Source organism: Sphingopyxis sp. (genome assembly GCF_035998905.1).
Lineage (GTDB): Bacteria > Pseudomonadota > Alphaproteobacteria > Sphingomonadales > Sphingomonadaceae > Sphingopyxis.
Genome location: NZ_DASYHG010000010.1, coordinates 186,588 through 210,899, shown reverse-complemented (window position 1 = coordinate 210,899; position 24,312 = coordinate 186,588). Strand labels below are relative to the sequence as shown.

30 protein-coding genes are annotated in these 24,312 nt (G+C 65.8%); 9 read left to right on the top strand and 21 right to left on the bottom strand.

The features are described from left to right. Positions 1-31 precede the first annotated feature (31 nt). Positions 32-904, top strand: coding sequence for a phenylalanine 4-monooxygenase (phhA, locus tag VGN62_RS04995; RefSeq protein ID WP_327451640.1), 873 nt, complete (start codon positions 32-34; stop codon positions 902-904). Positions 905-911: 7 nt separating this feature from the next. Here phhA and VGN62_RS04990 read toward each other — a convergent pair whose 3' ends face one another. The 5 genes from VGN62_RS04990 to VGN62_RS04970 all read right to left on the bottom strand — a co-directional run bounded on the left by VGN62_RS04990 (position 912) and on the right by VGN62_RS04970 (position 5,475). Next, positions 912-1,724 carry a hypothetical protein gene (locus VGN62_RS04990; RefSeq protein WP_327451639.1) on the bottom strand — a complete coding sequence of 271 codons (813 nt, stop codon included), beginning with the start codon at positions 1,722-1,724 and terminating at the stop codon, positions 912-914. A gap of 62 nt (positions 1,725-1,786) precedes the next feature. Continuing rightward, positions 1,787-2,758: a 50S ribosomal protein L11 methyltransferase gene (locus VGN62_RS04985; RefSeq protein ID WP_327451638.1), complete on the bottom strand. Its 972-nt coding sequence runs from the start codon at positions 2,756-2,758 to the stop codon at positions 1,787-1,789. A 3-nt stretch (positions 2,759-2,761) separates the two neighbouring features. Then, a complete protein-coding gene (locus VGN62_RS04980; protein WP_327451637.1) occupies positions 2,762-3,454 on the bottom strand; it encodes an SDR family oxidoreductase in 693 nt (230 codons plus the stop codon). Positions 3,455-3,506: 52 nt separating this feature from the next. Beyond that, entirely contained in the window at positions 3,507-4,859 is a 1,353-nt protein-coding gene (locus VGN62_RS04975; protein WP_327451636.1) for a methyl-accepting chemotaxis protein, read from the bottom strand. Positions 4,860-4,989: 130 nt separating this feature from the next. Next, on the bottom strand, positions 4,990-5,475 hold the full coding sequence (locus VGN62_RS04970) for an Lrp/AsnC family transcriptional regulator (protein WP_327451635.1): 486 nt from the start codon (positions 5,473-5,475) through the stop codon (positions 4,990-4,992). 166 nt (positions 5,476-5,641) lie between these two features. Here VGN62_RS04970 and ald point away from each other — a divergent pair, with 166 nt between their 5' ends. From ald to sdhA, 5 genes are all read left to right on the top strand, one after another. Continuing rightward, positions 5,642-6,757, top strand: a complete 1,116-nt coding sequence (gene ald / locus VGN62_RS04965; protein ID WP_327451634.1) for an alanine dehydrogenase — start codon at positions 5,642-5,644, stop codon at positions 6,755-6,757. Positions 6,758-6,779: 22 nt separating this feature from the next. Further along, positions 6,780-7,013, top strand: coding sequence for a hypothetical protein (locus VGN62_RS04960; RefSeq protein ID WP_327451633.1), 234 nt, complete (start codon positions 6,780-6,782; stop codon positions 7,011-7,013). 215 nt (positions 7,014-7,228) lie between these two features. Next, the gene (sdhC, locus tag VGN62_RS04955; RefSeq protein WP_327451632.1) at positions 7,229-7,678 is read left to right on the top strand and encodes a succinate dehydrogenase, cytochrome b556 subunit; all 450 of its coding nucleotides are present in this window, start codon (positions 7,229-7,231) and stop codon (positions 7,676-7,678) included. Further along, complete coding sequence (gene sdhD, locus VGN62_RS04950; RefSeq protein WP_327451631.1) at positions 7,671-8,078, top strand: succinate dehydrogenase, hydrophobic membrane anchor protein; 408 nt, start codon at positions 7,671-7,673, stop codon at positions 8,076-8,078. Before sdhC ends, sdhD begins: the two co-directional genes overlap by 8 nt. Position 8,079: 1 nt before the next feature. Next, positions 8,080-9,894, top strand: a complete 1,815-nt coding sequence (sdhA, locus tag VGN62_RS04945) for a succinate dehydrogenase flavoprotein subunit (protein WP_327451630.1) — start codon at positions 8,080-8,082, stop codon at positions 9,892-9,894. A 40-nt stretch (positions 9,895-9,934) separates the two neighbouring features. Here the strand turns inward: sdhA and VGN62_RS04940 are convergent, their stop codons facing one another. The 5 genes from VGN62_RS04940 to leuC all read right to left on the bottom strand — a co-directional run bounded on the left by VGN62_RS04940 (position 9,935) and on the right by leuC (position 13,628). Continuing rightward, the gene (locus tag VGN62_RS04940) at positions 9,935-10,234 is read right to left on the bottom strand and encodes a hypothetical protein (protein ID WP_327451629.1); all 300 of its coding nucleotides are present in this window, start codon (positions 10,232-10,234) and stop codon (positions 9,935-9,937) included. 74 nt (positions 10,235-10,308) lie between these two features. Next, positions 10,309-10,518 carry a DUF167 domain-containing protein gene (locus tag VGN62_RS04935; RefSeq protein ID WP_327451628.1) on the bottom strand — a complete coding sequence of 70 codons (210 nt, stop codon included), beginning with the start codon at positions 10,516-10,518 and terminating at the stop codon, positions 10,309-10,311. A 65-nt stretch (positions 10,519-10,583) separates the two neighbouring features. Next, entirely contained in the window at positions 10,584-11,579 is a 996-nt protein-coding gene (locus VGN62_RS04930; RefSeq protein WP_327451627.1) for an NADPH:quinone oxidoreductase family protein, read from the bottom strand. Between the two features lie 31 nt (positions 11,580-11,610). Next, on the bottom strand, positions 11,611-12,201 hold the full coding sequence (gene leuD / locus VGN62_RS04925) for a 3-isopropylmalate dehydratase small subunit (RefSeq protein ID WP_327451626.1): 591 nt from the start codon (positions 12,199-12,201) through the stop codon (positions 11,611-11,613). Further along, positions 12,198-13,628: a 3-isopropylmalate dehydratase large subunit gene (gene leuC, locus VGN62_RS04920; protein ID WP_327451625.1), complete on the bottom strand. Its 1,431-nt coding sequence runs from the start codon at positions 13,626-13,628 to the stop codon at positions 12,198-12,200. Before leuC ends, leuD begins: the two co-directional genes overlap by 4 nt. Positions 13,629-13,718: 90 nt before the next feature. On the opposite strand from leuC, the gene VGN62_RS04915 reads away from it, so the two are divergent. After that, the gene (locus VGN62_RS04915) at positions 13,719-14,237 is read left to right on the top strand and encodes a sterol desaturase family protein (protein WP_327451624.1); all 519 of its coding nucleotides are present in this window, start codon (positions 13,719-13,721) and stop codon (positions 14,235-14,237) included. On the opposite strand, the gene VGN62_RS04910 is transcribed toward VGN62_RS04915, so the two are convergent. The 7 genes from VGN62_RS04910 to VGN62_RS04880 form a co-directional block, all read right to left on the bottom strand. After that, complete coding sequence (locus VGN62_RS04910) at positions 14,234-14,914, bottom strand: glutathione S-transferase family protein (RefSeq protein WP_327451623.1); 681 nt, start codon at positions 14,912-14,914, stop codon at positions 14,234-14,236. The two genes, VGN62_RS04915 and VGN62_RS04910, sit on opposite strands and share 4 nt — an antisense overlap. After that, positions 14,902-15,879 carry an NAD(P)-dependent oxidoreductase gene (locus VGN62_RS04905; RefSeq protein ID WP_327451622.1) on the bottom strand — a complete coding sequence of 326 codons (978 nt, stop codon included), beginning with the start codon at positions 15,877-15,879 and terminating at the stop codon, positions 14,902-14,904. Before VGN62_RS04905 ends, VGN62_RS04910 begins: the two co-directional genes overlap by 13 nt. Positions 15,880-15,946: 67 nt before the next feature. After that, positions 15,947-17,227, bottom strand: a complete 1,281-nt coding sequence (locus VGN62_RS04900; protein WP_327451621.1) for a serine hydrolase domain-containing protein — start codon at positions 17,225-17,227, stop codon at positions 15,947-15,949. Positions 17,228-17,307: 80 nt separating this feature from the next. Next, entirely contained in the window at positions 17,308-17,757 is a 450-nt protein-coding gene (locus VGN62_RS04895; protein ID WP_327451620.1) for a hypothetical protein, read from the bottom strand. Beyond that, the gene (locus tag VGN62_RS04890) at positions 17,750-18,385 is read right to left on the bottom strand and encodes a CoA transferase subunit B (protein WP_327451619.1); all 636 of its coding nucleotides are present in this window, start codon (positions 18,383-18,385) and stop codon (positions 17,750-17,752) included. Before VGN62_RS04890 ends, VGN62_RS04895 begins: the two co-directional genes overlap by 8 nt. Continuing rightward, the gene (locus VGN62_RS04885; protein WP_327451618.1) at positions 18,385-19,263 is read right to left on the bottom strand and encodes an HAD family acid phosphatase; all 879 of its coding nucleotides are present in this window, start codon (positions 19,261-19,263) and stop codon (positions 18,385-18,387) included. The genes VGN62_RS04890 and VGN62_RS04885 overlap by 1 nt, the downstream gene beginning before the upstream one ends. Next, positions 19,263-19,973, bottom strand: a complete 711-nt coding sequence (locus VGN62_RS04880; RefSeq protein ID WP_327451617.1) for a CoA transferase subunit A — start codon at positions 19,971-19,973, stop codon at positions 19,263-19,265. Before VGN62_RS04880 ends, VGN62_RS04885 begins: the two co-directional genes overlap by 1 nt. A 91-nt stretch (positions 19,974-20,064) precedes the next feature. On the opposite strand from VGN62_RS04880, the gene VGN62_RS04875 reads away from it, so the two are divergent. Next, positions 20,065-20,958 carry a LysR family transcriptional regulator gene (locus VGN62_RS04875; protein WP_327451616.1) on the top strand — a complete coding sequence of 298 codons (894 nt, stop codon included), beginning with the start codon at positions 20,065-20,067 and terminating at the stop codon, positions 20,956-20,958. Here the strand turns inward: VGN62_RS04875 and VGN62_RS04870 are convergent. Genes VGN62_RS04870 through VGN62_RS04860 form a run of 3 tightly spaced genes read right to left on the bottom strand, consistent with a single transcriptional unit; the run spans position 20,950 to position 23,183 of the window. Next, on the bottom strand, positions 20,950-21,609 hold the full coding sequence (locus tag VGN62_RS04870; protein ID WP_327451615.1) for an HAD-IA family hydrolase: 660 nt from the start codon (positions 21,607-21,609) through the stop codon (positions 20,950-20,952). The two genes, VGN62_RS04875 and VGN62_RS04870, sit on opposite strands and share 9 nt — an antisense overlap. A 16-nt stretch (positions 21,610-21,625) precedes the next feature. Then, positions 21,626-22,030 (bottom strand): hypothetical protein, encoded by a 405-nt coding sequence (locus VGN62_RS04865; protein ID WP_327451614.1) that lies wholly within the window; start codon positions 22,028-22,030, stop codon positions 21,626-21,628. 46 nt (positions 22,031-22,076) lie between these two features. Continuing rightward, entirely contained in the window at positions 22,077-23,183 is a 1,107-nt protein-coding gene (locus VGN62_RS04860; protein ID WP_327451613.1) for a DUF2855 family protein, read from the bottom strand. Positions 23,184-23,240: 57 nt separating this feature from the next. Here VGN62_RS04860 and VGN62_RS04855 point away from each other — a divergent pair, with 57 nt between their 5' ends. Next, positions 23,241-23,624, top strand: a complete 384-nt coding sequence (locus VGN62_RS04855) for a DUF488 domain-containing protein (RefSeq protein WP_327451612.1) — start codon at positions 23,241-23,243, stop codon at positions 23,622-23,624. On the opposite strand, the gene VGN62_RS04850 is transcribed toward VGN62_RS04855, so the two are convergent. After that, the gene (locus VGN62_RS04850; protein ID WP_327451611.1) at positions 23,621-24,310 is read right to left on the bottom strand and encodes a VIT family protein; all 690 of its coding nucleotides are present in this window, start codon (positions 24,308-24,310) and stop codon (positions 23,621-23,623) included. The two genes, VGN62_RS04855 and VGN62_RS04850, sit on opposite strands and share 4 nt — an antisense overlap. Positions 24,311-24,312 lie beyond the last annotated feature (2 nt).

The following is a 24,312-nucleotide window of genomic DNA, read 5'->3' as shown; positions in this document are numbered from 1 at the left end:
TGAAACCATTTTGATGATAGAAGCTTGTCCTATGGAAAGCCAGTTTACCCACGTCCATGACACGCCGCCGCCCGGCGCCGCGGCCGACTGGACGATTTCGCAGAATTGGGACGCCTTCACTGCCGACGAACACGCGATGTGGGACCGCCTGTTCGCGCGCCAGTCGGAGATGTTGCCCGGCCGTGCGTCGGATGCCTTCCTGCGCGGAATCGACGTGCTGCGCCTCGAAAAGCCCGGCATTCCCGACTATCGCGAGCTCAACGCGCGATTGATGGCGGCGACGGGGTGGCAGGTGATCGCCGTGCCGGGGCTCGTTCCCGACGATGTGTTTTTCGACCATCTGGCGAACCGGCGCTTCCCCGCGGGCAATTTCATCCGCACCCCCGAACAGCTCGATTATCTGCAGGAACCCGACGTCTTCCACGACGTCTTCGGTCATGTCCCGATGCTCGCCGACCCGGTCTTCGCCGACTATATGGTCGCATATGGCGAGGGCGGTCTCCGGAGCCTGAAATTCGACGCGCTGAAACAGCTCGCGCGCCTTTACTGGTACACGGTCGAATTCGGGCTGATCCGCGAAGCCGGCGGCCTGCGCATCTATGGCGCGGGGATCGTCTCTTCCTTTGCCGAGAGTGTCTTCGCGCTCAATAGCGATAGCCCGAACCGCATCGGCTTCGACCTCGCGCGCGTGATGCGCACCGATTACCGGATCGACGATTTCCAGCAGAATTATTTCGTCATCGACAGCCTCGACCAGCTGCTCGACACGACGGTGAACACCGATTTCGCGCCGCTCTATGCCCGGAATGCCGCATTGCCGCCGATCCCGATCGCCGATTTCCTGCCAGAAGATGACGTGATTACGCGCGGCACACAGGAATATGCGCTCGCCAGGAGCGGCTGACCAATTTTCAATCGTCGTGTTTGCGGACGGTCGAAATCAGCTGGCGCCGGTGCTGGAAGGCTTCGCGGTCGGGCGGCAGGCTGTATATGCCGCGAAGCAGCGCGGCATCCTGGCTCGACAGGTCGCGGCGTCCCGGTTCGCGGCCGAAGATATCCATGATTGAGTCGGCGGGCGGCGGCGGGTTGCCGTTGATTTCGGCGAGCGCGACCATCGCCGCATAGGAAGCCACGGCGTCGAGCCTGTATCCGTCGGCCCTTTCGGCATCGATGACCACCGTTGCCGCGCGCAGCGCCCGCACCACCTGTGTGCTGACGACGCTGCTGTTATATTGCCGCACGATCCCGCTGATTGCCGGTATGCCGTCGCGGCTTTCGTCGCGGGTGGAGTACCACCAGCGGATCGCACCGTCGCCTTCGACAATCCGTTCGCGTTCGGCGGCAGACAGCGCGGCGCTTTGCCGGGGCGATTTCGCGAAGATCGCGCGCGTCAGGCCGTCGCCGTCGTCGGTGAAGATGACGGCGATATTGGGGATACAGCCCGCCGGTGCGACCGGCGCACCGACCGACGTTGCCACCGCCCGGATCCGCATGTCGACGATTTCCGCGACCGTTTCGTCGACTCCGATCGTGCGCGGGCAAACGGGCGTGATCCAGCGCGCAACGGGTTCCAGCCGCGCGACGCCCGCGCGTCGTACGAACTCGGCGGCGCGTTTCCGTTCCTCGCGCTCGGCATCGCGGGTGCCCGTGACGACAATCGAATCAGGGTCGTTGTCGGCGGTGGGTGCGACGACGAGCAAGGCAAAGGCGGCAAGCAGGCTCATGGCGAATGCTCCCAAGACTCGCCGCAACCTAGCAAATCATCGGGACATTTCCAGTGCTTGGCTTACCAGCTCCCGAAGCTTGCATCCGACGGGCTGGCTCGGTGCAGCGCGCGTTCCTTTCGACGCCAGCCGTAGCGGCGGCGCTTGACCAGCAGCAGGCACGGCCATTCGGCGCTGCCGCCGCGCGCGGCGAGGCGAAAGCCCTGCGCGCGATAGGCGGCGAGCACGGGTTCCATCTGGCGCGCGATCAGTCCGGCGAGGATCGCATGGCCGCCCGGCGCGGTCGCGGCGGCGATATCGGGGGCGAGGGTGATCAGCGGCCCCGCGAGGATGTTCGCGATGACCAGATCGTACGGCGCGCGGTGGCGGATCGCCGGATGATCGGTTCCCGGCGCGACCGCGAGCGCCAGCCGCCCGCCGCCGCGGCCGAGCGGCACGCCGTTGATGTCGGCATTGTCGCGGGTGACGAAGATGCTCGCCGGGTCGATGTCCGACGCGATCGTTTTTGCGCGCGGCCATAGCGCCATTGCGGCAAAGGCGAGCAGGCCGGTGCCGGTGCCGATGTCGGCGATATTGCGCGGGGCAGCGCCGACCCGTGCGAGCCGGTCGAGCATCGCGAGGCATCCCGCGGTCGTGTCGTGTCCGCCGGTTCCGAACGCCTGGCTCGCGTCGATCAGAAAGGGCGTGGTGCCTGCCGGCACGCGGTCGGCATAGCTGCTCGTATGGACGAAAAAGCGCCCCGCCTGCACGGGTTCGAGCCCCTGCTGGCTCAACGTCACCCAATCCTCTTCGGGCAATTCGCTGACGGCCGGTTTCTTGCCCTTCGCGCTCGGGATCAACGCCTGCAACAGTTTCAGCAGGGCGGGCGCCGGCTTGTCGTCGACATAGGCGTCGAGCTGCCATTCGCCCGCCTCTTCGTCGATCTCGCGCGTCACGACGACGGGCGCGTCGGGCAATGCGTCGAGTTCGGGGATTTCACCCGACAGCGCCTCGGCCTCGTCGCGCGTGCAGGGGAGGGAGACGATCCAGCTCATGGCTTACCGCACATAGCTTGCGCCGTTCACGTCGAGCACCGCACCGGTCATCGACGCGGGCGCATCGAGCGCGCACCAGCGCGCCATCTCGGCGACCTCGCCCGGCATCGCGACGCGGCCCAGCGGAATGTCGGCGAGCAATTTGTCGCCGCCGCGGCTTTCGAGATAGTCCTCGGCCATCCCGGTCATCGTGAAGCCGGGGCAGATTGCGAAGGCGAGGATGCCGTCCTTGGCATAGGCGCGCGCAATCGTCTTGGTCATGGCAACCATGCCCGATTTCGACGCCGCATAATGCCAGTGCGCGGGGCTGTCGCCGCGATATGCGGCCCGGCTTGCGATATTGACGATGCGGCCGGGAATGCCGCGTTCGTGCCAGTGCAGCACCGCGTGACGGCAGAGTTGCGCGCTTGCGGTCAGGTTGACCTGCATCGTGCGGTTCCAGTTTGCGAGCCAGTCGGTGTTGGGATCGCCCAGCGGATTGGCTTCGAACACCCCGGCGTTGTTGACGAGCACGTCGATGCGGCCGTCGAGGCGGTCGAGGCTCGCCTGCCACAGCCGGTCGGGCGTCGCGGGATCGGACAGGTCGCCATCGGCGCTCGACAGCGCGACGACCTTCGTCGCGTCGCCGGTCAACGCCTCGGCGATCGCGGCGCCGATGCCGCGACTGGCGCCCGTGATCAGGATATGCGTCGTCATGCCCCCGCCTTAGGCAGCGGGGCAGGGCTTGCCAAGCAAAGGAAGCGGAGCGTTACGCCACCCGGCGGCTGAATTCGCTTGCGGCCTGTTCGAGTTGCTGCAGCCGGCCGCCCATCTTGGCGAATTCCTGGCTCAGCACGCTGATCTCGCTCGCGACCATGCCCGAATCGTTGCGGATGCTGGCGATCGTCGACGACATGCTGTCGGCGGCGAGCGCGGTTTCGTCGACGGCGGCGGTGATCGAGGTGACCGTCTGCGCCTGCGCGTCCATCGCGTCGCGAATGCGCTGTGCCGAGGTTTGCACTTCGATGATCGTCTGCTGGATCGACTGGTTCGCCGACACCGACCCGCGCGTTGCCTGCTGGATCGCGGTGATCTTGCCCGCGATATCGTCGGTCGCGCGCGCGGTTTCGTTGGCGAGGCTCTTCACCTCCTGCGCGACGACGGCAAAGCCGCGGCCCGATTCGCCCGCGCGCGCCGCTTCGATGGTGGCGTTGAGGGCGAGGAGGTTGGTCTGGCCCGCGATCTCGCGGATCAGCCCCAATATGGATTCGATCGATTCGGCGTGGTGCGACAGCGTTTCGGACATCGCGACCGCTTCGCCCGCCTGTTCGGAGGCGCGCGTCGCGACGCTTGCCGATGCTTCGACTTCGCTGCGGGCATCCTCGATCGCGCGGATCAGCCCCGCGGCGGTCGAGGCGGCCTCGCGCATCGCCATCGCCGACTGTTCGGACGCTGCGGCGACTTCGCTGGTTTTTGCGATCATGCCCTTCGCCGCCTGGTCGGCCGAGGCCGCCTGCTTCGCAAGCTGTTCGCGCACTCCGTCGGTGTCCTGCACGAGCGATGCGATCGAGCGGTCGAAATCGCCCGCGAGCGTCTGCCGCTCGCTCGAGATGATCGCGCGGTCGAGCTTCTGCGCATAACGGTGCATGATATCGAATTCGAGCAGGCCGAGCCGGTTGATCGCGTTCGTCAGCCGCGCCAGCCGCTCGGCATCGCCGAGGCACGCCTCGACGACATATTCGATGGTAAGGCGCTGGCTTTCGGCGATGCACGACATCACCGATGCTAGCGGCAGCTTCACGCGCCGTGCCATATGCGTGTTCTGGCAGGCGATCGTCGCGACCTCCTGCCCGGCCGCGTCGGCATATTTCACCGACGTGTGACGCGCACTGCCGCGGATATAGCTATCGAGAAGCTCGCCCTCGACCTGGCGGTCGACGCTGGGCAGCGCGTTGAACGCATCCCAATAGGCTTTGGCGACCGCTTCCTCGCGGCCAGCTATGATCAGGTGGATCTCGGCGGCGTCGGCGGCAAGGCGGCCGTCGAGGTCGTAAAAGGGAAAGCGATCGGCCATCGGCACCGGATCGATCTGCTGCTTATGAATCGGATTTTCCTTCACCATGATCCTGCTTCCCTGATCGATCCCGATAGACGCTAAGGTCTGCCGCCCGCATGCGTCCGCCAAACTGGTGAACGGGATATGCGGTGGAAGTGGTAAAAGCCGTGTTAACCAGCGGGCGACGTTTTGCGGCTCAGCGGCGCTCGTCGATGGCGGATGGCGCGGGTACCGGATAGCCCTCGAACGCCTTGATCGTGCGCAGCGCAAAGGCGCTGTGCATCGCCGCGACGCCGGGCAGGCGCGACAGGCAGTGGCGGTGCAGCCGGTCGAAATCGGCGACATTGCGCGCCGCGACGCGCAGCCGGTAATCGGACGCGCCCGACAAAAGCTGGCATTCGAGGATCTCGTCGAAGCTTTTCACCGCGCTCTCGAACGCGGTCAGCGCTTCCTCGCTCTGCGACGTCAGGCTGATGTCGACGAACACGTCGAGGCCGAGCCCGATGCTTTCGGGATCGAGGCGCGCGGTATAGCCGGCGATGATCCCCGCCGCCTCGAGCGCGCGGATGCGGCGATGGCACGCCGATGCCGACAGCCCCACTTTTTCGCCCAGCTCGGCGGCGGGTCGAGGACCCTGCCGCTGGAGCAGGTCGAGCAGTTTGACGTCGATCCGGTCAATCATTGTGCGCCTTTGGCCCATCTCACGCAAAAATCGTGCATGTTTGTCGCGAAACTGCGATGGATATGCAAGCACCTCGCGCGCCGGACCTGCTATATCCGCGGCAGGAAGCCGCGGCGACGTAACGGAAATGTCGAAACCAGCGGCGCGGCGCAATGGAGAGCGAAGCATGATCATCGGCACCCCCAAGGAAATCAAGAACCACGAATATCGCGTCGGCCTGACCCCCGAGAGCGCGCGCGAACTCGTCGTCCACGGCCACCGCGTGCTCGTCCAGACCGGCGCGGGCGAGGGCATTGGCGCGCACGACCGTTATTATGTCGAGGCGGGCGCCGAGATCGTCCAGACCGCCGAAGAAATCTTCGCCACCTGCGAAATGGTCGTGAAGGTCAAGGAACCCCAGCCCGTCGAGCGCGCGATGCTGCGCCCCGGCCAGATCCTCTACACCTATCTCCATCTCGCGCCCGATCCCGACCAGACGCGCGACCTGATGGCATCGGGTGCCGTCTGCATCGCTTATGAAACCGTCACCAGCCCGCACGGCGGGCTGCCGCTTTTGAAGCCGATGAGCCAGGTCGCGGGGCGCATGTCGATCCAGGCCGGCGCGACCGCGCTCGAAAAGGCGCATGGCGGCCGCGGCGTGCTGCTCGGCGGCGTCCCCGGCGTCGCACCGGGCAAGGTGTGCGTGATCGGCGGCGGCGTCGTCGGCTTCAACGCCGCGCAGATGGCGGCGGGCCTCGGCGCCGACGTCACGATTCTCGACCGCGATCCCGAAGTGCTCGAACGCGTCGGCACCTTCTTCGAGGCGCGCGCCAAGACGCGCTTCTCGAACCGCGCGAACCTCGCCGAATGCGTCGCCGAGGCCGACCTTGTCATCGGCGCGGTGCTGATCCCCGGCGCCGAGGCGCCGAAGCTCGTCACGCGCGAGATGCTTGGCACGATGCGTCCGGGTTCGGTGCTCGTCGACGTCGCGATCGATCAGGGCGGCTGCTTCGAGACGAGCCACGCGACGACGCACGCCGACCCGACCTATGTCGTCGACGGCATCGTCCATTATGCGGTTGCGAACATGCCGGGCGCGGTCGCGCGCACCAGCACCTATGCGCTCAACAATGTCACCCTGCCGCACGCGCTGCGTATCGCCGATCTGGGATGGAAAGACGCTTTGCGACGCGACGTGCATCTTGCGCAGGGTTTGAACGTTTGGAATGGTAAGGTGACGTTCGAAGCCGTAGCCGAAGCGGTCGGAACCGATTATGTGCCTGTCGAACAGGCGCTTGCCTGACGAAAAGGACGAATGAGAGACGATGACCGACCAATTGCAGCCTCCCCCGCCCGAAGAGGAAGAAGAAAATGAAGTGCTGCGCGCCGCGCGCGAGCGGCAGCAGCAGCGCGAGGCGGCCGAAGCCACCGAAGCCGCCGACAAGGACGCGGCAAAGGGCAAGCGCGGCTGGAAAACCGCGGCTGCCGCCGGCCTCGGCATCGGTTCGGCCGCGGTGATCGCGGCTTTGCTCTACGCGAACCGCGGCAAGATCAAGTGACACGCCGGGCCATTCGGCAACGCTGAACGGATTGGCGATGCATCATCCCGGGGCAACCCGGGATCCGGGAGGGCGGCCGTGTGCCGCCCTTTTTCTTGGCGAAGACGTCGCTCTCCCAACCGAATTAATCACCTATGCTCCTAAGCAATTGCATATCGCGGCGGGAAGGCTTAACCGGCACCGCATCGACCGTTTAGAGTCAAGACAGGGCTGATATGGCTGGCAACGAACCGAGTGCGCGTCCGCGCTCCCCGCATATGCAGGTATATAAATGGGGGCCGCATATGGCGGTCTCTATCCTCCATCGCGTCAGCGGCGACGGTCTTGCGATCGTCGGCGCGGGGATGTTCCTCTGGTGGCTCGGCGCGCTCGCTGCGGGTCCCGATGCCTATGCGGCGTTCGTCGCCTGCGTGTGGCACGATCCCAGCCCGGAGATCAGCGCGCTGCACCAGGTCACCAACATCCTTGGCAAGGTCGTACTGATCGGCCTGACCTGGGCCTTTTTCCAGCATCTCTTCTCGGGGCTGCGCCACTTCGTGCTCGATACGGGCGCGGGTTACGAACTCAAGACCAACAAGCTCTGGTCGACCCTCGTGATGGTCGGCGCCGTGCTCGCGACCGCCGCGACCTGGCTCTATATCTTCAAGGAGGCGCTCAATGGGTAACGGAACGCACCTTGGCAAGGTTCGCGGGCTCGGCTCGTCGGGGCATGGTTCGCAGCACTGGCTGCAACAGCGCCTGACCGCGCTCGGCAATTTGCTGCTCGTCGGCTTCCTCTTCGTCTCGTTCCTGCGCCTGCCGATGACCGATCATGGCGCGGTGCTGCGCTGGGCATCGAACCCGAGCGTCGCGCTCGCGCTGATCCTGATGGTCGTCAGCGTCTTCTGGCACCTGCGGCTCGGCCTGACGGTGCTGATCGAGGATTATGTCAACGGCGAAGCGACGCGCCTTCTCGCGCTCGTCCTGCTCAATTTCTACGCGATCGGCGGCGCCGCCTATGGCATTTTCGCCATCGTCCGCATCGCGCTTGCGCCCGCCACCGGGCTTGCTCCGGGGGGCATGTAAGATGACCGACGCCTACAAGATTATCGACCATATCTATGACACTGTCGTCGTCGGTGCCGGCGGGTCGGGCCTGCGCGCCACGATGGGCAGCGCCGAAGCGGGGCTGAAGACCGCGTGCATCACCAAGGTGTTCCCGACGCGCAGCCACACCGTCGCGGCGCAGGGCGGCATCGCCGCGTCGCTGGGCAACAACAGCCCCGACCACTGGCAGTGGCACATGTATGACACCGTCAAGGGCTCCGACTGGCTCGGCGACCAGGATGCGATCGAATATATGGTGCGCGAGGCGCCGAACGCGGTCTACGAACTCGAACATGCGGGCGTACCGTTCAGCCGCAATGCCGACGGCACGATCTACCAGCGCCCGTTCGGCGGCCATATGCAGAATATGGGCGAAGGCCCGCCGGTGCAGCGCACCTGCGCCGCGGCCGACCGCACCGGCCACGCGATGCTCCACGCGCTCTATCAGCAGAGCCTGAAGTATGACGCGGACTTCTTCATCGAATATTTCGCGCTCGACCTGATCATGGAAGACGGCCCCGACGGCAAGGTCTGCCGCGGCGTCATCGCGCTGTGCATGGAGGATGGCAGCATCCACCGCTTCCGTTCGCAGGCTGTCGTCCTTGCGACGGGCGGCTATGGCCGCTGCTATTTCACCGCGACCTCGGCGCACACCTGCACCGGCGATGGCGGCGGCATGGTGCTGCGCGCCGGCCTGCCCTTGCAGGACATGGAATTCGTCCAGTTCCATCCGACCGGCATCTATGGCGCGGGCGTCCTCATTACCGAAGGCGCGCGCGGCGAGGGCGGTTACCTCACCAACTCGCAGGGCGAGCGTTTCATGGAGCGCTATGCCCCGTCGGCGAAGGATCTGGCGTCGCGCGACGTCGTGTCGCGCTCGATGGCGCTCGAAATCCGCGAAGGCCGGGGTGTCGGGCCGCATAGCGACCATATCTACCTCCACCTCGACCATATCGATCCCGCGGTGCTCGCCGAGCGCCTGCCCGGGATCACCGAGAGCGGCAAGATTTTCGCCGGTGTCGACCTGACGCGCCAGCCGCTGCCGGTCGTGCCGACGGTCCATTACAATATGGGCGGCATTCCCTGTAACTATCACGGCGAAGTCGTGACGCTCGGCAAGGACGGCCCCGACACCGTGGTCCCCGGGCTGTTCGCGGTCGGCGAAGCCGCCTGCGTGTCGGTCCACGGCGCGAACCGTTTGGGCTCGAACAGCCTGATCGACCTCGTCGTGTTCGGCCGCGCGACGGGCCATCGTCTGAAGGAAATCCTGACCCCCGGCGCGGCGCAAGCGCCGCTGCCGAAGGACAGCGCCGACCTCGCGCTCGCGCGCCTCGACCATTTCCGCAACGCCAATGGCGGATCGCCGACCGCCGAAATCCGCACCGAGATGCAGCGCGCGATGTCGCAGCATGCGGCGGTGTTCCGTACCGACGAGTTGATGGCGGAGGGCAAGGAAAAGCTCACCAAGACCTATCAACGGATGAACGACGTCCACGTCACCGACCGCAGCCTGATCTGGAACACCGACCTCATCGAAACGCTCGAGCTCGACAACCTGATTTCGCAGGCGACCGTGACGATGCACTCGGCGTTCAACCGCAAGGAAAGCCGCGGCGCCCACGCGCACGAGGATTTCCCGAACCGCGACGACGCGACGTGGATGAAGCACACGATCGGCTGGTTCGACGGCTGGGGCGGCAAGGGCGGCGGCGTCCGCCTCGATTACCGTCCGGTCCACGAATATACGCTGTCGGACGACGTCGAATATATCAAGCCGAAGGCGCGCGTTTACTAAGCGGGCGCGGAATGGGGGACAGGCGCCGCGGCGCCTGTTTCTAGAACCAGTCTTCGAGGCGTTCGAACAGGTTGACGTCGGAGAAGGGCCGGTCGACGTCCTGGCCCATGATCCACAGCTTCTGGCACGCGATGGCAAAGAACATCAGCGCGATCGTCCAGACGATGAAGGTCTTGCGCGCGATCCAGCGGCGCTCGGCTTCGGCCGCCTTGGCGCGGGCTTTATAGTCGATTCCGAGCTCGCCCTCGAACTCGGCGACAAGCTGGGCGCGGCGAGTCCGCGAGATATTCGCGATACTCTCGTTCCGGTTGTCTACCACTGTCGATCGGCGATTTGCCATCGGTCACCTTGGCCCAGCTAGTCCTGCTACCGGATATAGCTTCAAGCCCCTGCCAATTGGTTAACCCACCGGCATTAATCGGGCGCGATGCCGACCAGCTTGATCCGTGCGGTCGCGCCGCGCAGCAACGTCAAATCGCGCCGTGGGCGGTCCAGCGCGGCGGCGAGCAGGCGCAAGACCGCCTCGTTCGCCGCGCCGTCGGCGGGGGGCGCGGTGACGCGTAGCTGCACCGTCCCATCGTCGACCTTGACCTCGTCGCGGCTGGCGCCGGGCGTCACCCGCACTTCAATCCGCCCCGACGCGGCGAGCGCATGGAGCGCCTCGGTCAGCGCGGGGGCAGGGCGATATTTCAGATGGTGATCACCAGCTTGCCGACCGCGGTCCGGTCGCCGAGCTTGGCGATCGCCTTGCCGCCGTCGGCCAGCGCGAAGCTTTCGGTGACGCGGGGCTTGATCTTGCCCTGCTCCCAGAGCTGGAACAGCCGCGCGATATTGGCGCGGTTGCGCGCGGGTTCGCGCATCACAAAGGCGCCCCAGAAGACGCCCGCGACATCGCAGCTCTTGAGCAAGGTCAGGTTGAGCGGCAGGCGCGGGATGCCCGCGGGGAAGCCGACGACGAGGTAGCGGCCTTCCCATGCGATCGAGCGCAGCGCGGGCTCGGCATAATCGCCGCCGACGGCGTCATAGATGACGTTCGCGCCATTGGGGCCGACGGCCTCCTTGAACTTGTTCGCGAGTTCTTTCGACTGATCCTTGTCGAACGGCTGGCGGCCATAGACGACGACCTCGTCGGCGCCGGCCTGACGCGCGATTTCGGCCTTTTCCTCGCTCGACACGCCGGCGACGACGCGCGCGCCGAACGCCTTGCCCAGCTCGACCGCCGCAATGCCGACCCCGCCCGACGCGCCGAGCACGAGCAAGGTGTCGCCCTCGCCGATGTGGCCGCGGTCGACGAGTGCGTGGATGCTCGTGCCATAGGTCATCAGCAAGGAGGCACCTTCGGCGAAGCCATGCTCCGCGGGCAGGTGATAGACATTGTGCACCGAAACCGCGACCGCCTCGGACATCCCGCCATTGCCGCAGCCCGCGATCACACGGTCGCCTACCTTGAACTCGGTCACGCCCTCGCCGACTTCGGCAACAAGGCCCGCGACTTCGCCGCCGGGGGCAAAGGGGCGTTCGGGGCGGAACTGATATTTATCCTCGATGATCAGCACGTCGGGGAAGTTGACTGCGCAGGCCTTCACATCGATCACGATCTGGCCCTTGCCCGCGGTCGGGCGCGGCAGCTCGCCGAGCGTCAGCGTTTCGGGGCCGCCGGTTGCGGTCGACAAGAGAGCCTTCATCATCTTCTCCTCTTATGGTGTTTGTTAAGCCTTATGCTGCGGGGCGCATCCATGGCCGGTCGGCGTCGAGTTTGGCCTCATAGGCACCGATCGCGGCGTCGCTCTTTTCGGTGAGCGATATCTCGTCGAGCCCTTCGAGCAGGCACATCTTGCGGAACGGGTCGATGTCGAAGATGAAGCGGTCCTGAAACGGCGTCGTCACCGTCTGATGCTCGAGGTCGACGAACACCGGATCGGTTGCCGCGACCTCCATCAGGCGGTCGATCGCCGATTGGGGAAGCACGACGGGCAGGATGCCGTTCTTCACCGCGTTGCCCGAGAAGATGTCCGAGTAGGACGGCGCGATCACGACCCGAATGCCAAGGTCGCCGAGCGCCCACGCCGCATGTTCGCGGCTCGACCCGCAACCGAAATTGTCGCCCGCGATCAGGATCGGCGCGCCTTTGAAATCGGAGCTGTCGAACAGATTGTCGGGGTCCTTGCGGATCGCCTCGAACGCGCCGCGCCCCATGCCCTCGCGCGTCGTGGTCTTGAGCCAATGCGCGGGGATGATCACGTCGGTGTCGATATTTTTGAGCCCGAAGGGGATCGCGCGGCCTTCGATCTTGTCGAGCGGGGTCATGCCATCAGCTCCCTGACGTCGGTGAGCTTGCCGGTGACCGCCGCTGCCGCCGCCATCGCGGGGCTGACCAGATGCGTGCGCGCGCCGGGCCCTTGGCGGCCGACGAAATTGCGGTTGCTCGTCGAGGCGCAGCGTTCGCCCGCGGGCACCTTGTCGGGGTTCATCGCGAGGCACGCCGAACAGCCGGGCTCGCGCCATTCGAGTCCCGCGTCGGTAAAGATGCGGTCGAGTCCTTCGGCCTCGGCCTGCGCCTTCACCAGCCCCGAACCGGGGACGACGATCGCCCATTTGACATTGTCGGCCTTGTGGCGGCCCTTGATCACCGCCGCCGCGGCGCGCAAATCCTCGATCCGACTGTTGGTGCAGCTGCCGATGAAGATATTCTCGATGGCGACGTCCTGCATCCGCGTGCCGGGTTCGAGGCCCATATAGGCGAGCGACTTGGCGGCCGCCGTCTGCTTCGACGGATCGGCGAAGCTTTCGGGGGCGGGGACGGTGCCGGTGATCGGCACGACATCTTCGGGGCTGGTACCCCAGGTGACGCTCGGCGCGATGTCGGCGGCGTCGATGACGACGGTCTTGTCGTAGGTCGCGCCCGGATCGGTCGCGAGGCTTTTCCAATATGCGACCGCGGCGTCCCAATCGGCGCCCTTCGGCGCATAGGGGCGGCCCTCGAGGTAGGCGAAGGTCGTCTCGTCGGGCGCGATCAGGCCCGCGCGCGCGCCACCCTCGATCGCCATGTTGCTGACGGTCAGGCGTCCCTCGATGCTGAGCGCGCGGATCGCACTGCCGGTATATTCGATGACATGGCCCGTGCCACCCGCGGCGCCGATGACGCCGGTGATGTGAAGGATGATATCCTTTGCCGATACGCCGGGGCCGACGTCGCCCTCGACGCGCACTTCCATCGTTTTCGACGGCTGGAGCAACAAGGTCTGCGTCGCGAGCACATGCTCGACCTCGCTTGTCCCGATGCCGAAGGCGAGCGCGCCGATGCCGCCGTGGCACGCAGTGTGGCTGTCGCCGCAGACGATCGTCGTGCCGGGCAGCGAAAAGCCCTGCTCGGGGCCGACGACGTGGACGATGCCCTGTTCGGGCGCGACCGCGTCGATGTAGCGGATGCCGAACTCGGGCGCGTTCTTTTCGAGCGCCGCCAATTGCGCCGCGCTTTCGGCGTCGGCGATCGGCAGCTTGTTGCCGCTCGCGTCGAGCCGCGGCGTCGTCGGCACATTATGATCGGGTACCGCGAGCGTCAGGTCGGGACGGCGCACCGTGCGTCCGTTCGCGCGTAGTCCGGCGAAGGCCTGCGGGCTGGTAACTTCATGGACGAGGTGACGGTCGATGAAGATCAGGCAGGTACCATCGGGGCGCTGTTCGACGACATGCGCGTCCCAGATTTTCTCATAGAGGGTGCGGGGCCGAGTCATGCCGTCCACTTAAGCCTGCGCGACAACAATGCAAGCGAGTGGCGATCAAAAACGCAATTTTCGGTCGCGCCCGATGGAGTATAAGGAACCATGTCGACGCTCGCCATCATCGCTCTCATTTTCTTCACCGTTGCGGCGATGGAGGGCGTCGCCTGGGCGAGCCACAAATATATCATGCACGGCTTTGGCTGGGCCTGGCACCGCGACCATCATGAACCGCATGACAAGATGCTGGAAAAGAACGACCTGTTCGGCCTGGTTGGCGCCGCGATGAGCATTTCGATGTTCGTCATCGGCAGCCCGATGATCATGGGCACCGATGCGTGGGAGCCGGGGACGTGGATCGGCCTCGGTATTCTCTTCTACGGCATCATCTATACGCTCGTGCACGACGGACTCGTCCATCAGCGCTATTTCCGCTGGGTGCCGCGGCGCGGCTATGCGAAGCGGCTGGTGCAGGCGCACAAGCTTCACCATGCGACGATCGGCAAGGAGGGCGGGGTGAGCTTCGGCTTCGTCTTCGCGCGCGATCCGGCGAAACTGAAGGCCGAACTGAAGGCGCAGCGCGAAGCCGGGATCGCGGTAGTCCGCGAGGCGCTCGCCGACTAGGCCGTCCGGTAATCGGCGGTGATCACGCCCGCCGCCATCAATTCCGCTTCATGGCTTTCCTCGCGCCAGCTTTCGAGCAGCGCCTGCCGCTCCCATTCGACCATCGCCGGATGCGCGAGCATATGGTCGACCCATGCCTGCCCGCCACCGACATCGAGCCCATAGGTGCGGATGCGGAAGGCGACCGGGGCGAAAAAGGCGTCGACCGCAGTAAAGCGGTCGCCCGCGAGGAAGGGGCCGCCGAACCGCGACAGACCATCCTCGAACAATTCGCGGATGCGCGCGATATTGATCCGCAGCGCGCCCGACGGCGGCTTCGGGGTGACGCGGACGCCGACGTTCATCGTGCAATCGTTGCGCAGTGCGGCAAAGCCGCTGTGCATTTCGGCGGTCGCGCATTGCGCCCACGCGCGTGCGTCGGGATCGGTCGGCCAGACGCCCTCGTGCCGGTCGGCAAGATAGAGCGCGATGCCGAGCGAGTCGTGGACCGTCCGCCCCTCGTCGAGCAGAACGGGGACCTGCCCGGTCGGTGAAAAGCTGCGGAATTCGTCATAGTTGATCGGGTTGGTGAAGGGCTCGATATGGTCCTCGAACGGAATATCGAGCGCCGCCATCAGCACCCACGGGCGCAGCGACCAGCTCGAATAATTGCGGTTGGCGGTGATCAGCACATACATGCTTCGCGCTCCTGTGCGATGATGGGGGACGTATAGTCGGGGTCGTGCGCGAACGGCAGCGGCGTGCCGTCGCGAAGCGCGGCGAGCACGCTCGCGAAGTCGGTCGCGGCGCGCCAGCCGAAGCGCCGCTCGGCGCGCGACGGATCATAGACGCGATCGATCGTCTCGGGGAGTTGCCAGCCCTGCGCGGCGTAGAGTTCGGCGGCGTCGGGATAGTGGCGCGCGATGACGGCGAGGGCGTCGCGCGCAAGCTCCCTCGCCTCGTCGCGCGCAAAGGGCGGCGGCGCCGACAGGATGAAGGTGTCGCAGCCGATCGCCGGGACGGCTTCGAGCGCCGCGAGATGCGCCGCGGCGGCGTCCTCGACCGTCAGGCGGCGATTGAGAAGCTCGTTCGCCTTGAGGTTCGGGCCGCTCGGGACCGCGTGCGTATCGTCATCCTCCGGAAAGAAGCGTCCGGTGCGGAGGATCGCGACCGAAATCCCGTGCTCGCGGTGAACCAGCTTGCACGCCTGTTCGGCCGCAAGCTTGGTGATGCCATAGATGTTGCGCGGCTCGATCGGGCCGAAGTCCTCATCCATCCACCATGCGCCGCCCGCGCCCGCGCCCTCGCGCACATCGGCGCGCACCATCAGCGAGGTGGTCGAGGTGAAGAGGAAGCGGTCGTTGCCCACTGCGACTGCAGCCTCGATCAGGTTCAGTGTGCCGGTCACATTGACGTCGACAAAGGCCTGCCGCGGATAGCGGACGATGTCGGGCTTGTGCAGCGCGCCGCCATGGATGATCGCCTCGATGCCATGCTCGGCCATCGTCCGCTCGACCAGCGTCCGGTCGGCTACGGTGCCTAGCACCTGCGTATGCGCGCCGGGTACGACATCGAACCCGGTGACGTCATGCCCATTCCGAGCGAGCAAAGGAGCGAGATAGCGCCCGAGCCAGCCCGACGATCCGGTCAGCAGCACGCGCATGACTGATTCTCCTCCAGCTCCGGGTGTGCGCCTGATACACAGGCGGCGGAGCGGGCTGCAAGCGCCCTCACTTTTTCAGGGTGACGGTTGTGGGCCCGGGTCCGGCAGCGCCTCCGGCCGCCGGAGGCAACTCGCTGAGGTCGAGCCAGCGCGCGTCTTCGCGCTTGTGATAGCTGTCGATGGCCGCGAACGGGATGCGGAAGGGAAATCCCCAGTCGCTGTTCCAGAGGGCCACGACGCCTGTCCGCGTTGCCGGTTCGAAAATCATCGTCGCGCGATAGCCCGAAACCGCGCCCGAATGGCCTGCAAGCCGGTGGCCGCCATAGGTGAAGTTCCGCCAGCCGAGGGCATAGGATGCGTCGCTGATCGTCTGCCGCAGCGCGCTGCCGTAAAGCGGTTCGGTGCGAACGCGGGGTTGATGGGCAAGTTGCAACACCGCGGCGGGCAGCACGTCGGGGCGGTTGCCCATCATCGCCTGCATCCATGTAGCGAAATCGACGATATCGCTTTCGACCCCCGCGGCGGCGGGCACGCGCCAATAGGCTTCCTTGACCGGGCGGACTTGCGTGCCGCGGTGCGGCTTCGCCCAATCCCTGGCGCCCGTCAGCCGCTCCATCCCGTAACCCGCACTGACCATGCCGAGCGGGCGGAAGAACCGGTCCTCGACCGCGTCGGCGAAAGGCTCGTTCGCCGCGCGCGCCAATATCTCGTTCGCCGCATCGAAGGCGATGTTCTGGTAGGTATGGCAGGTGCCGGGTTCGCATTGCAGCGGGGCCGCGGCGAGGCTCGCGCGCAGGAGCTGCGGGCTCTGTCCTTCCTCCAGTTTCTCGTCATAGGCGTTCTTGGTGAGGCCGGTGCGCTGCGCGAGCACGTCTTCCAGCGTGACCCGTTCCTCGGCACCGCCGGGTAGGCGTAGCGAGGTGCGCCATTGGGATATGGGACGGTTCAGGTCGACCGCGCCGTCATTGGCGAGCGCACCCGCCAGGGCGCCGGTCGCGGTCTTGGAAACCGAGGCCCAGCGGAACAGCGTTTGCGGCGTCACCGGCGCGCCGGTCGATGCGTCTGCGACTCCATAGGTACGGACGAAACGCAATTCGCCATCCTCGACCACCGCGACCGCCAGTCCCGCCATTTCGGGTCGCTGAGCAAGCGCGGACAGTTGCTGGTCGAGTGCGCGATAGTCGATGCGGCCGCGCCATTCGGCGGGTGTGTCGGGCAGGTTTTCCGGGCCCTTGATCGGGATCGGAACGCTCGCAAGGGGATCGGCGCCGCCGAAGGCGTGAATGCCGAACCAGCCCATCGAACCCAGCGCGGCAACCGCGATCAGAAGAATAAAAACGCGCTTCATGGACTCGTGACTTGGATGGCGACCCTGTATTTTGCCATTGTCTTAGCGTCGAGAGCCTCCGCCGTCACCCCCGCAGCGGTTCAGGGTGCAAGGTGGCGCCAGGCCCTGAACGTCCCCACGGCGTACACCGCGCCATAGGCAAACACGATAAGCGACGACCAGATCGCGAAACTGTCGCTATGCTGCGGCCGCCAAAAATGGAGGGGTACGAAAAACAGGCCGCGCAACAGGTAGATTGCGGTGATGACGATCAACCCCGTCCGCAGCAACGGTAGGCGCGGAAGCGAACCGGCGCCCGAAAAGGCATAAGCGGCCCAGATGAGGAGGACCGCGCCGATTGCGAGCGTGATCAGCGTCGGCCGCAGGTCGCCGCGCGCCGCTGCTCGCGCCATGCCTTCGCCGGCGCCGAAGAAGCGGTACCAGTCGGGACCGCCGAAGATGCACGCGATGTGAAGCAGTGCTGCCGCCACCGACAACCACCCGCCGACGATCAGCCAGGTGGAGCCGGGGTTGGCGGCGACGTCAGGCAATATAATGCGCCGTCGTCTTTTCGGCGACTTCCTCGGCCGTCACGCCCGGCGCGAGTTCGATCAGCTTGAACGGGCTGTCATGGTCGTCGCGCTTGAACACTGCGAGGTCGGTGATGATCATGTCGACGACATTCTTGCCGGTCAGCGGCAGCGTGCATTCGGGGATGAACTTCGGGCTGCCGTCCTTGGCATTATGCTCCATCACGACGATGATCTTTTTCACGCCGGCCACGAGGTCCATCGCGCCGCCCATGCCCTTGATCATCTTGCCGGGGATCATCCAGTTGGCGATGTCGCCATTTTCGGCGATCTCCATCGCGCCGAGCACGGTGAGGTCGATATGCCCGCCGCGGATCATCGCGAAGCTGTCCGACGAGCTGAAATAGGCCGATTGCGGCAGCTCGCTGATCGTCTGCTTGCCCGCGTTGATCAGGTCGGGATCTTCGTCGCCCTCAAAGGGGAAGGGGCCGATACCGAGCATGCCATTTTCAGACTGGAGCGTCACCGTCATCCCGGCGGGGATATGGTTCGCCACCAGCGTAGGGATGCCGATGCCGAGGTTGACGTAATAGCCGTCCTGCAGTTCCTTCGCGGCGCGCGCCGCCATGTCATCACGCGTCCAGGCCATTATTTCGGCTCCCATTGCTTGTCGGAGGGGAAGGCATCGCCCCAGCCCAGTTTTTCCCACGGGCCGTAGACGGGGTTGGGGAAAAGGAACCAGCCCTTGTCCCAGAGTGCGGTTGCGCCCGCGCTTGTCGCAAGCGCCATGCGTTGCGCCGCGGGCAAGTCCTTGACGTTGAACTGTTGGCTGAAATCGCCGAGCTGGTCGCCGCCGAGGATGATCACACAGTAACGCGATGCGATCGTCGCACGGCGTCCGTCCTTGCTCGATCCGCCGGCATCGTCGCCCATCAGGAAGAGCGTCTCGCCATGCTTGAATTCGCCAAGGCCCGCGGCGCGGAGCGTGTCCTCGCTGCCCTTCGCGTTGGCGGCCGCGCGGTTGGTGTTGGCGATGACGGTGATCCCTGCGGCGCGCAGGGCGTTCACCATTTCGATCGAGCCGGGCATGGCGACCGCCTTGCCCGCGCCGGTCTTTTCCCACTGGTCCCAGGTCTTCGGATCGAAGGCCGTGCCCTTTTCCGCAAAGTAACGCATCGGGCCGAGATTCCAGATCAACGTCTCGTCGGCGTCGAACACCGCGGCGAAGGGCTTGTTGCCGCACGGCTCGAACGCCGGGGCATCGAGGCCCGCACCCGGTGCGAGGACGACGCTGTCCCTCGGCCGCTGCTTGATCCGTCCCACGCCATAATCGGCGATCCGGGCATTGGTCGCGCGCACTGCGACCGCGGCCTCAGGCGAGCCATAGAGATATTGCAGTGCGACCGGCGGTCTCGCGGCTTCGGCGGGCACAGTGGCAGGCGGCGGAGCTGGTGCTGTCGCCACTTCGGCCGGCGCGCTGGCGCAGCCGCCGAGAAGTAGCGCCGCAACGAGCGGGAGCGCGCGCATCACGCCGTCTCGCGCGGGCGGGTCGTGCGGAATTCGATCTTCTTGTCGTACGGCGCGCCGACGATCAGGCGCTTCACATAGATGCCGGGCAAATGGATGCTGTCGGGGTCGAGGCTGCCCACCGGCACGATTTCCTCGACCTCGGCGACGCAGATCTTCGCCGCGGTCGCCATCGGCTGGTTGAAGTTGCGCGCGGTCTTGCGGAAAATGAGGTTGCCGCTCTCGTCGGCCTTCCACCCCTTGATGATCGCAAGGTCGGCGAAGATGCCGCGCTCGAGGATATAATCCTGCCCGTCGAAGCTCTTCACTTCCTTGCCCTCGGCAACGAGCGTGCCCACGCCGGTCTTGGTGTAGAAGCCGGGGATGCCCGCGCCGCCGGCGCGGCAGCGTTCGGCGAGCGTGCCCTGCGGGCAGAATTCGACCTCGAGCTCGCCCGCCAGATATTGCCGCTCGAACTCCTTGTTCTCGCCGACATAGGAAGAGATCATCTTTTTGACCTGCTTCGTACGGAGCAGTTTGCCGAGCCCTTCGCCGTCGATCCCGGCGTTGTTGCTCGCGATCGTCAAGTCCTTGGTGCCAGCGTCGCGGATCGCGTCGATCAGTCGTTCGGGGATGCCGCACAGGCCGAACCCGCCCGCGCAAATCTGCATGCCGTCGAAGAGGAGGCCGTCGAGCGCGGCTGCTGCGTCGGAATATTGCTTGTTCGCCATGAAGGGGCCTCCTTGCCGGAATGTCGAGCGCGACATTGGCGCATTTGATCCATCAATTCTAACTGTTCAATTTTTGGATTATACATAGACGATGTCTATCAATCGCGTCTCGCTCTATCATCTCGAAACATTGCTGTGGATCGACCGTCTTGGCACCTTTTCGGCGGCGGCCGAACGGCTCAATACCACCCAGCCGACGGTGTCGGCGCGGATGCGCGAACTCGAACAAAGATTGGGGACGGCCCTGTTCCGGCGCGAGGGCCGCGCGATGTCTTTGACCGCGGCGGGACGCAAGCTGGTGCGCGACTGCGATCCGTTGCTGCGCGACATGCAATATGCGCTGCTCGGCAGCGGCGGTTATGGCGAGGCGAGCGGGGTCGTGCGGATCGGTGCCGGCGAGATCGCCGCGGCGAGCTGCCTTCCCGCCTTCGTCGCGGCGCTCAAGGCCGACATGCCCAATGTCGGGCTCGAAATCGAAATCGACCTGACCGCGAACCTGATCCAGCAGCTTCTGACCGGGCGCACCGACATGGCCTTTGCAGCCGGGCCGATCGCACATCCGGCGCTGAAGACCTGCCCGATCGGCGAGGTTGAGCTGGTGTGGCTCGCGAGCCCCGCAATTGCCTCGGCCTTCGCAGATGGCGAAGCGATGCTGCCCGTCTGGTCGCTTGCCAGTCATTCGCCGATCCACGGCCGGATGCGCGACGCGATCCAGGCGTCGCGGATCGCGCAGAAATCGCTCAATCTCTGCAACAATGCGCGGACGATGATCGACATTGCGAAGGCGGGCGGGGGGATCGGCATCTTCCCGCGCCCGATGGTGCGGAGCGAAGTAGCGGGTGGCGCGCTTGTCGAAATGGCGGAAATGCCGGCGCTTGCGCCGGTCGAATTTCACGTTGCGATGCGGGTCGCGGATACCGAGCCGGTTCTCGCCGAGATATTTGCCCGCGCCGCGCGCCTCAACATCGCCGAAGTGTCAGGGTAGGGGCATGTCGAGCGCCGCCGACAGGTCGGCGAGCGCCTGCTCGCCGCTCGTCACCTTGATCGCGTGCATCCCGAGCTGGCTCGCCGGTTTGCAGTTGATCCCGAGGTCGTCGAGATAGATGCATTCGGCGGGTTCGACGCCCAGTTTCTCGCACATCATCAGATAGATGCGCGGGTCGGGCTTGCGTACCCCCGCCTTGCTCGATTCGATCACATGCGCAAAACGCGCCATGATGTCGGCGACCTCGATCGCGGCTTCCTCGCTGCGCGTCATGCCCGCGCCGCGAACGCCCATCTTGCCGCCCGGGACGTTGTTCGTGATACACGCGATGGTGAAGCCGCGATCCTTCAGCGTATCGAGCGCCGCGACGATCGCCGGACGTACCGCCCCTGCGATGACCGCGAGGACGGCTTCGCCCTCCAGCTCATGCCCTAGCGCGCGGGCCTCTTCGGCGAACAGCGCATCGAACGCGGCGGCATCGATTTCGGCGCGCTCGAACTTTGCCCAGGCATTGCCATCGGGGTTGGCGGCGTTGACGCGGCGCACGAAATCGCGCGGCAGTCCGCGCTCTTCCTCAAGGCGATTGAAGGCCTCGAACGGGGATGCCGTAATGACGCCGCCGAAGTCGAAAATAACGGTCGTGTAAGTCATGCGAGAGAGAGCAACCTTATTTCTTGGCAGGGGTGGCGACGCGATTGCCCGACCAGCTCGCATCGTCGATCGTCAGGTCGAGCCGCTCGGGCGAGCGCACGGTGTCGAGCAGGAAGACAGAGGGGCCGCTTGCGGCGAGGATCGCGTCCATTGCCTTTTCGAGCGCGATGGTGACGGTCGGGATGCGCGCATAGCTTGACTTGATCTCGACCTTGTTCGGCCCGGTGCGCGTGACGGTGATCGTCACGCCGCTTTTCGACGATCCGCGCGCGTCGGAAATGACGTCGCCCTTGTACGTCCCCGCAACGCGGTCGGCGAGATCGGGCTTGTGCGCGGGGGCGGCCTTGGGCGTTTCGGCTAGCGCCGCGCCCGCCGGAAGCAGGAGCGCGATCGAGGCAGCGAGAACGAGGGTGCGAAGCATGGTCAATCCTTTCGAGCGGCGGGGAAAGGGACTGCTCATGCGACCCTCATGGGACGACGACGATCCCCTTTTTGGGGTCGGCCTGTCCCGAGAGCATCTCCCGATAGGCAGCGAGCGCCGCGTCGCCGCCGCTGCGCTTATCGACCGAAGTCAGCCGCGGCGCAACGTCCATGAAGGCGAGCCAGGCTTCGGCAATCTTCTGCCCGAAGACCGCCCCGCCCCAGTCGGCGATGCGCTTCTGGCTTCGGCCCGGCGCGAAAAAGCCCTGCCGTTCGGGGCCGGGGAGCGCGGCCTGCCCGGCATCGGCATCCCAGTGCGACTTGCCGACGATGATCGAGGCCTTGAGGTTATTCCCGAAATGGCTGTGCACCGCGCGCGTCACCGCGCCATTGCCCGCCATGTCGACGAGCGCCGACGGCGTGCCGGGGTTGAGCGTGAGGATGTCGTCATAGGCGATGACACGGTCATAGATGCGCTGCGCATCGAGATCGGCGACATTCGCCTTGCTGGTCAGGCCGATCGTTTCGGGGCGGTGGCCCTGACGCTGTGCGAGCGCGAAGCCGAGCCCGATCGCGGTCTTGCTCGACGCGCTCGCGATCAGGATCTGGCTCGCGCCATAATCGCCCTCATCCTCGAACTGATCGGCGATCAGCCAGCCGGTGAGGAAGAGCGGGCGGAACACCGGCCAATAATCATGGTCGGCGGCGCGATAATCGGGCAGCGCCGCGATCCGCTGATAATTATTATAGATGGGGGGCAGGGTGGTGCGGCGCGGCGTCACGTCAGTGAAACCGCCCGGACCTGCCTTGCCGACGTTGAGCACGGCATCGCTTGCCATCGGATAATAGCCATAGAAGCGCTCGCCGACCGCGACGCCTTCGGCGGTGCTTTCAGTCACCGTCGCAAAGCCCCAGACAGGCAGGCGGCCCGGCGTGCCCTGTTCGGCGAAGAAATCCCAATAGCCCTGGTCATTGCCAAAGAGGCCGGCGGGTTTGCCGAACACCGCGTAGGTGATGTTGTTCGCGGTCATTGCATAGCTGTCGAGGTGGACGCGGACCTGGCCCGGTGCCAGCGGGGTGTCGGGTTCGCCGACCAATTTAGCTTGCGTGATATCGTCGCGATCGATGTCGATCGCCCAGCTTGCTGCGCTCATGTCCGGACCCCTCCGATGGACTTGCCCGCGAATGCGGGATGGCCGATAGTCATACAGATGGCATCGCCCCTGACAATCGCGGTCAAACGCATCCATGAACCGGCTGGTCCCGGCGACGGCGCGCGCTTCCTCGTCGACCGGCTGTGGCCGCGCGGCGTGTCGAAGGAGAAAGCGGCGCTGGCGGCATGGCTCAAGCCGCTGTCGCCGAGCGATGCCTTGCGCAAGCGCTATCACGGCGAGACCGCCGATTCGGAAGAGGCGTGGGACGAGTTTCGCCTCGACTATTTCGCCGAACTCGATGCGGGCGGCGAGGAGATGAAGGCCGCGCTCTTCACGCTCGACGCGGCGGGATCGGCGGGGCCGGTGACCTTGCTCTATGCCGCGAAGAGCGAGGCGCGGAACAACGCCGTCGCGCTCCGCGAATGGCTGGAGCGGCGCTAGCCGACCGTCGTTCCGAGCAGCGATCCGATCGCGATCGTCGCCGCCATGGCAAACGCCCCCCAGAAGGTCACGCGGATGACCGGCCGCAGCATCGGAGCATTGCCCGCCCGCGCCCCGAGCGCGCCGAGGATTGCGAGAAAGACCAGCGACGCGGCGGAGACCGTGAATGGCAGCGAGTCGCCCCGATCGACCAGCACCGTCCCCAGCGGCAAGGCGGCGCCGATCGCGAAGCTCGCCGCCGAAGCCGCCGCTGCCTGCACCGGCCGTGCCGCCATCGTGTCGGTCATCCCCAGCTCGTCGCGCAAATGGGTGTCGAGCGCGTTGTGCGCGGTGAGCTCTGCCGCGACCTGTTCGGCCAGCGCGCGGCTGAGCCCGCGCTCCTCGTAGATCAGCGTCAGCTCCTCGAGCTCATATTCGGGATCGGCCGCGAGATGCCGTTTTTCCAGTTCGATGTCCGACTTTTCGGCGTCGCCTTGCGAGCTCACCGACACATATTCGCCCGCCGCCATCGACATCGCGCCCGCAACGAGCCCCGCGGTGCCAGTGACGAGGATCGACGACTGCGATGCGCCCGCGGCCGCCACCCCGGCGATGAGGCTTGCGGTCGAAACGATCCCGTCGTTGGCGCCAAGGATCGCGGCGCGCAGCCAGCCGATCCGCGTAACGGCGTGAGTTTCGGCGTGCATGA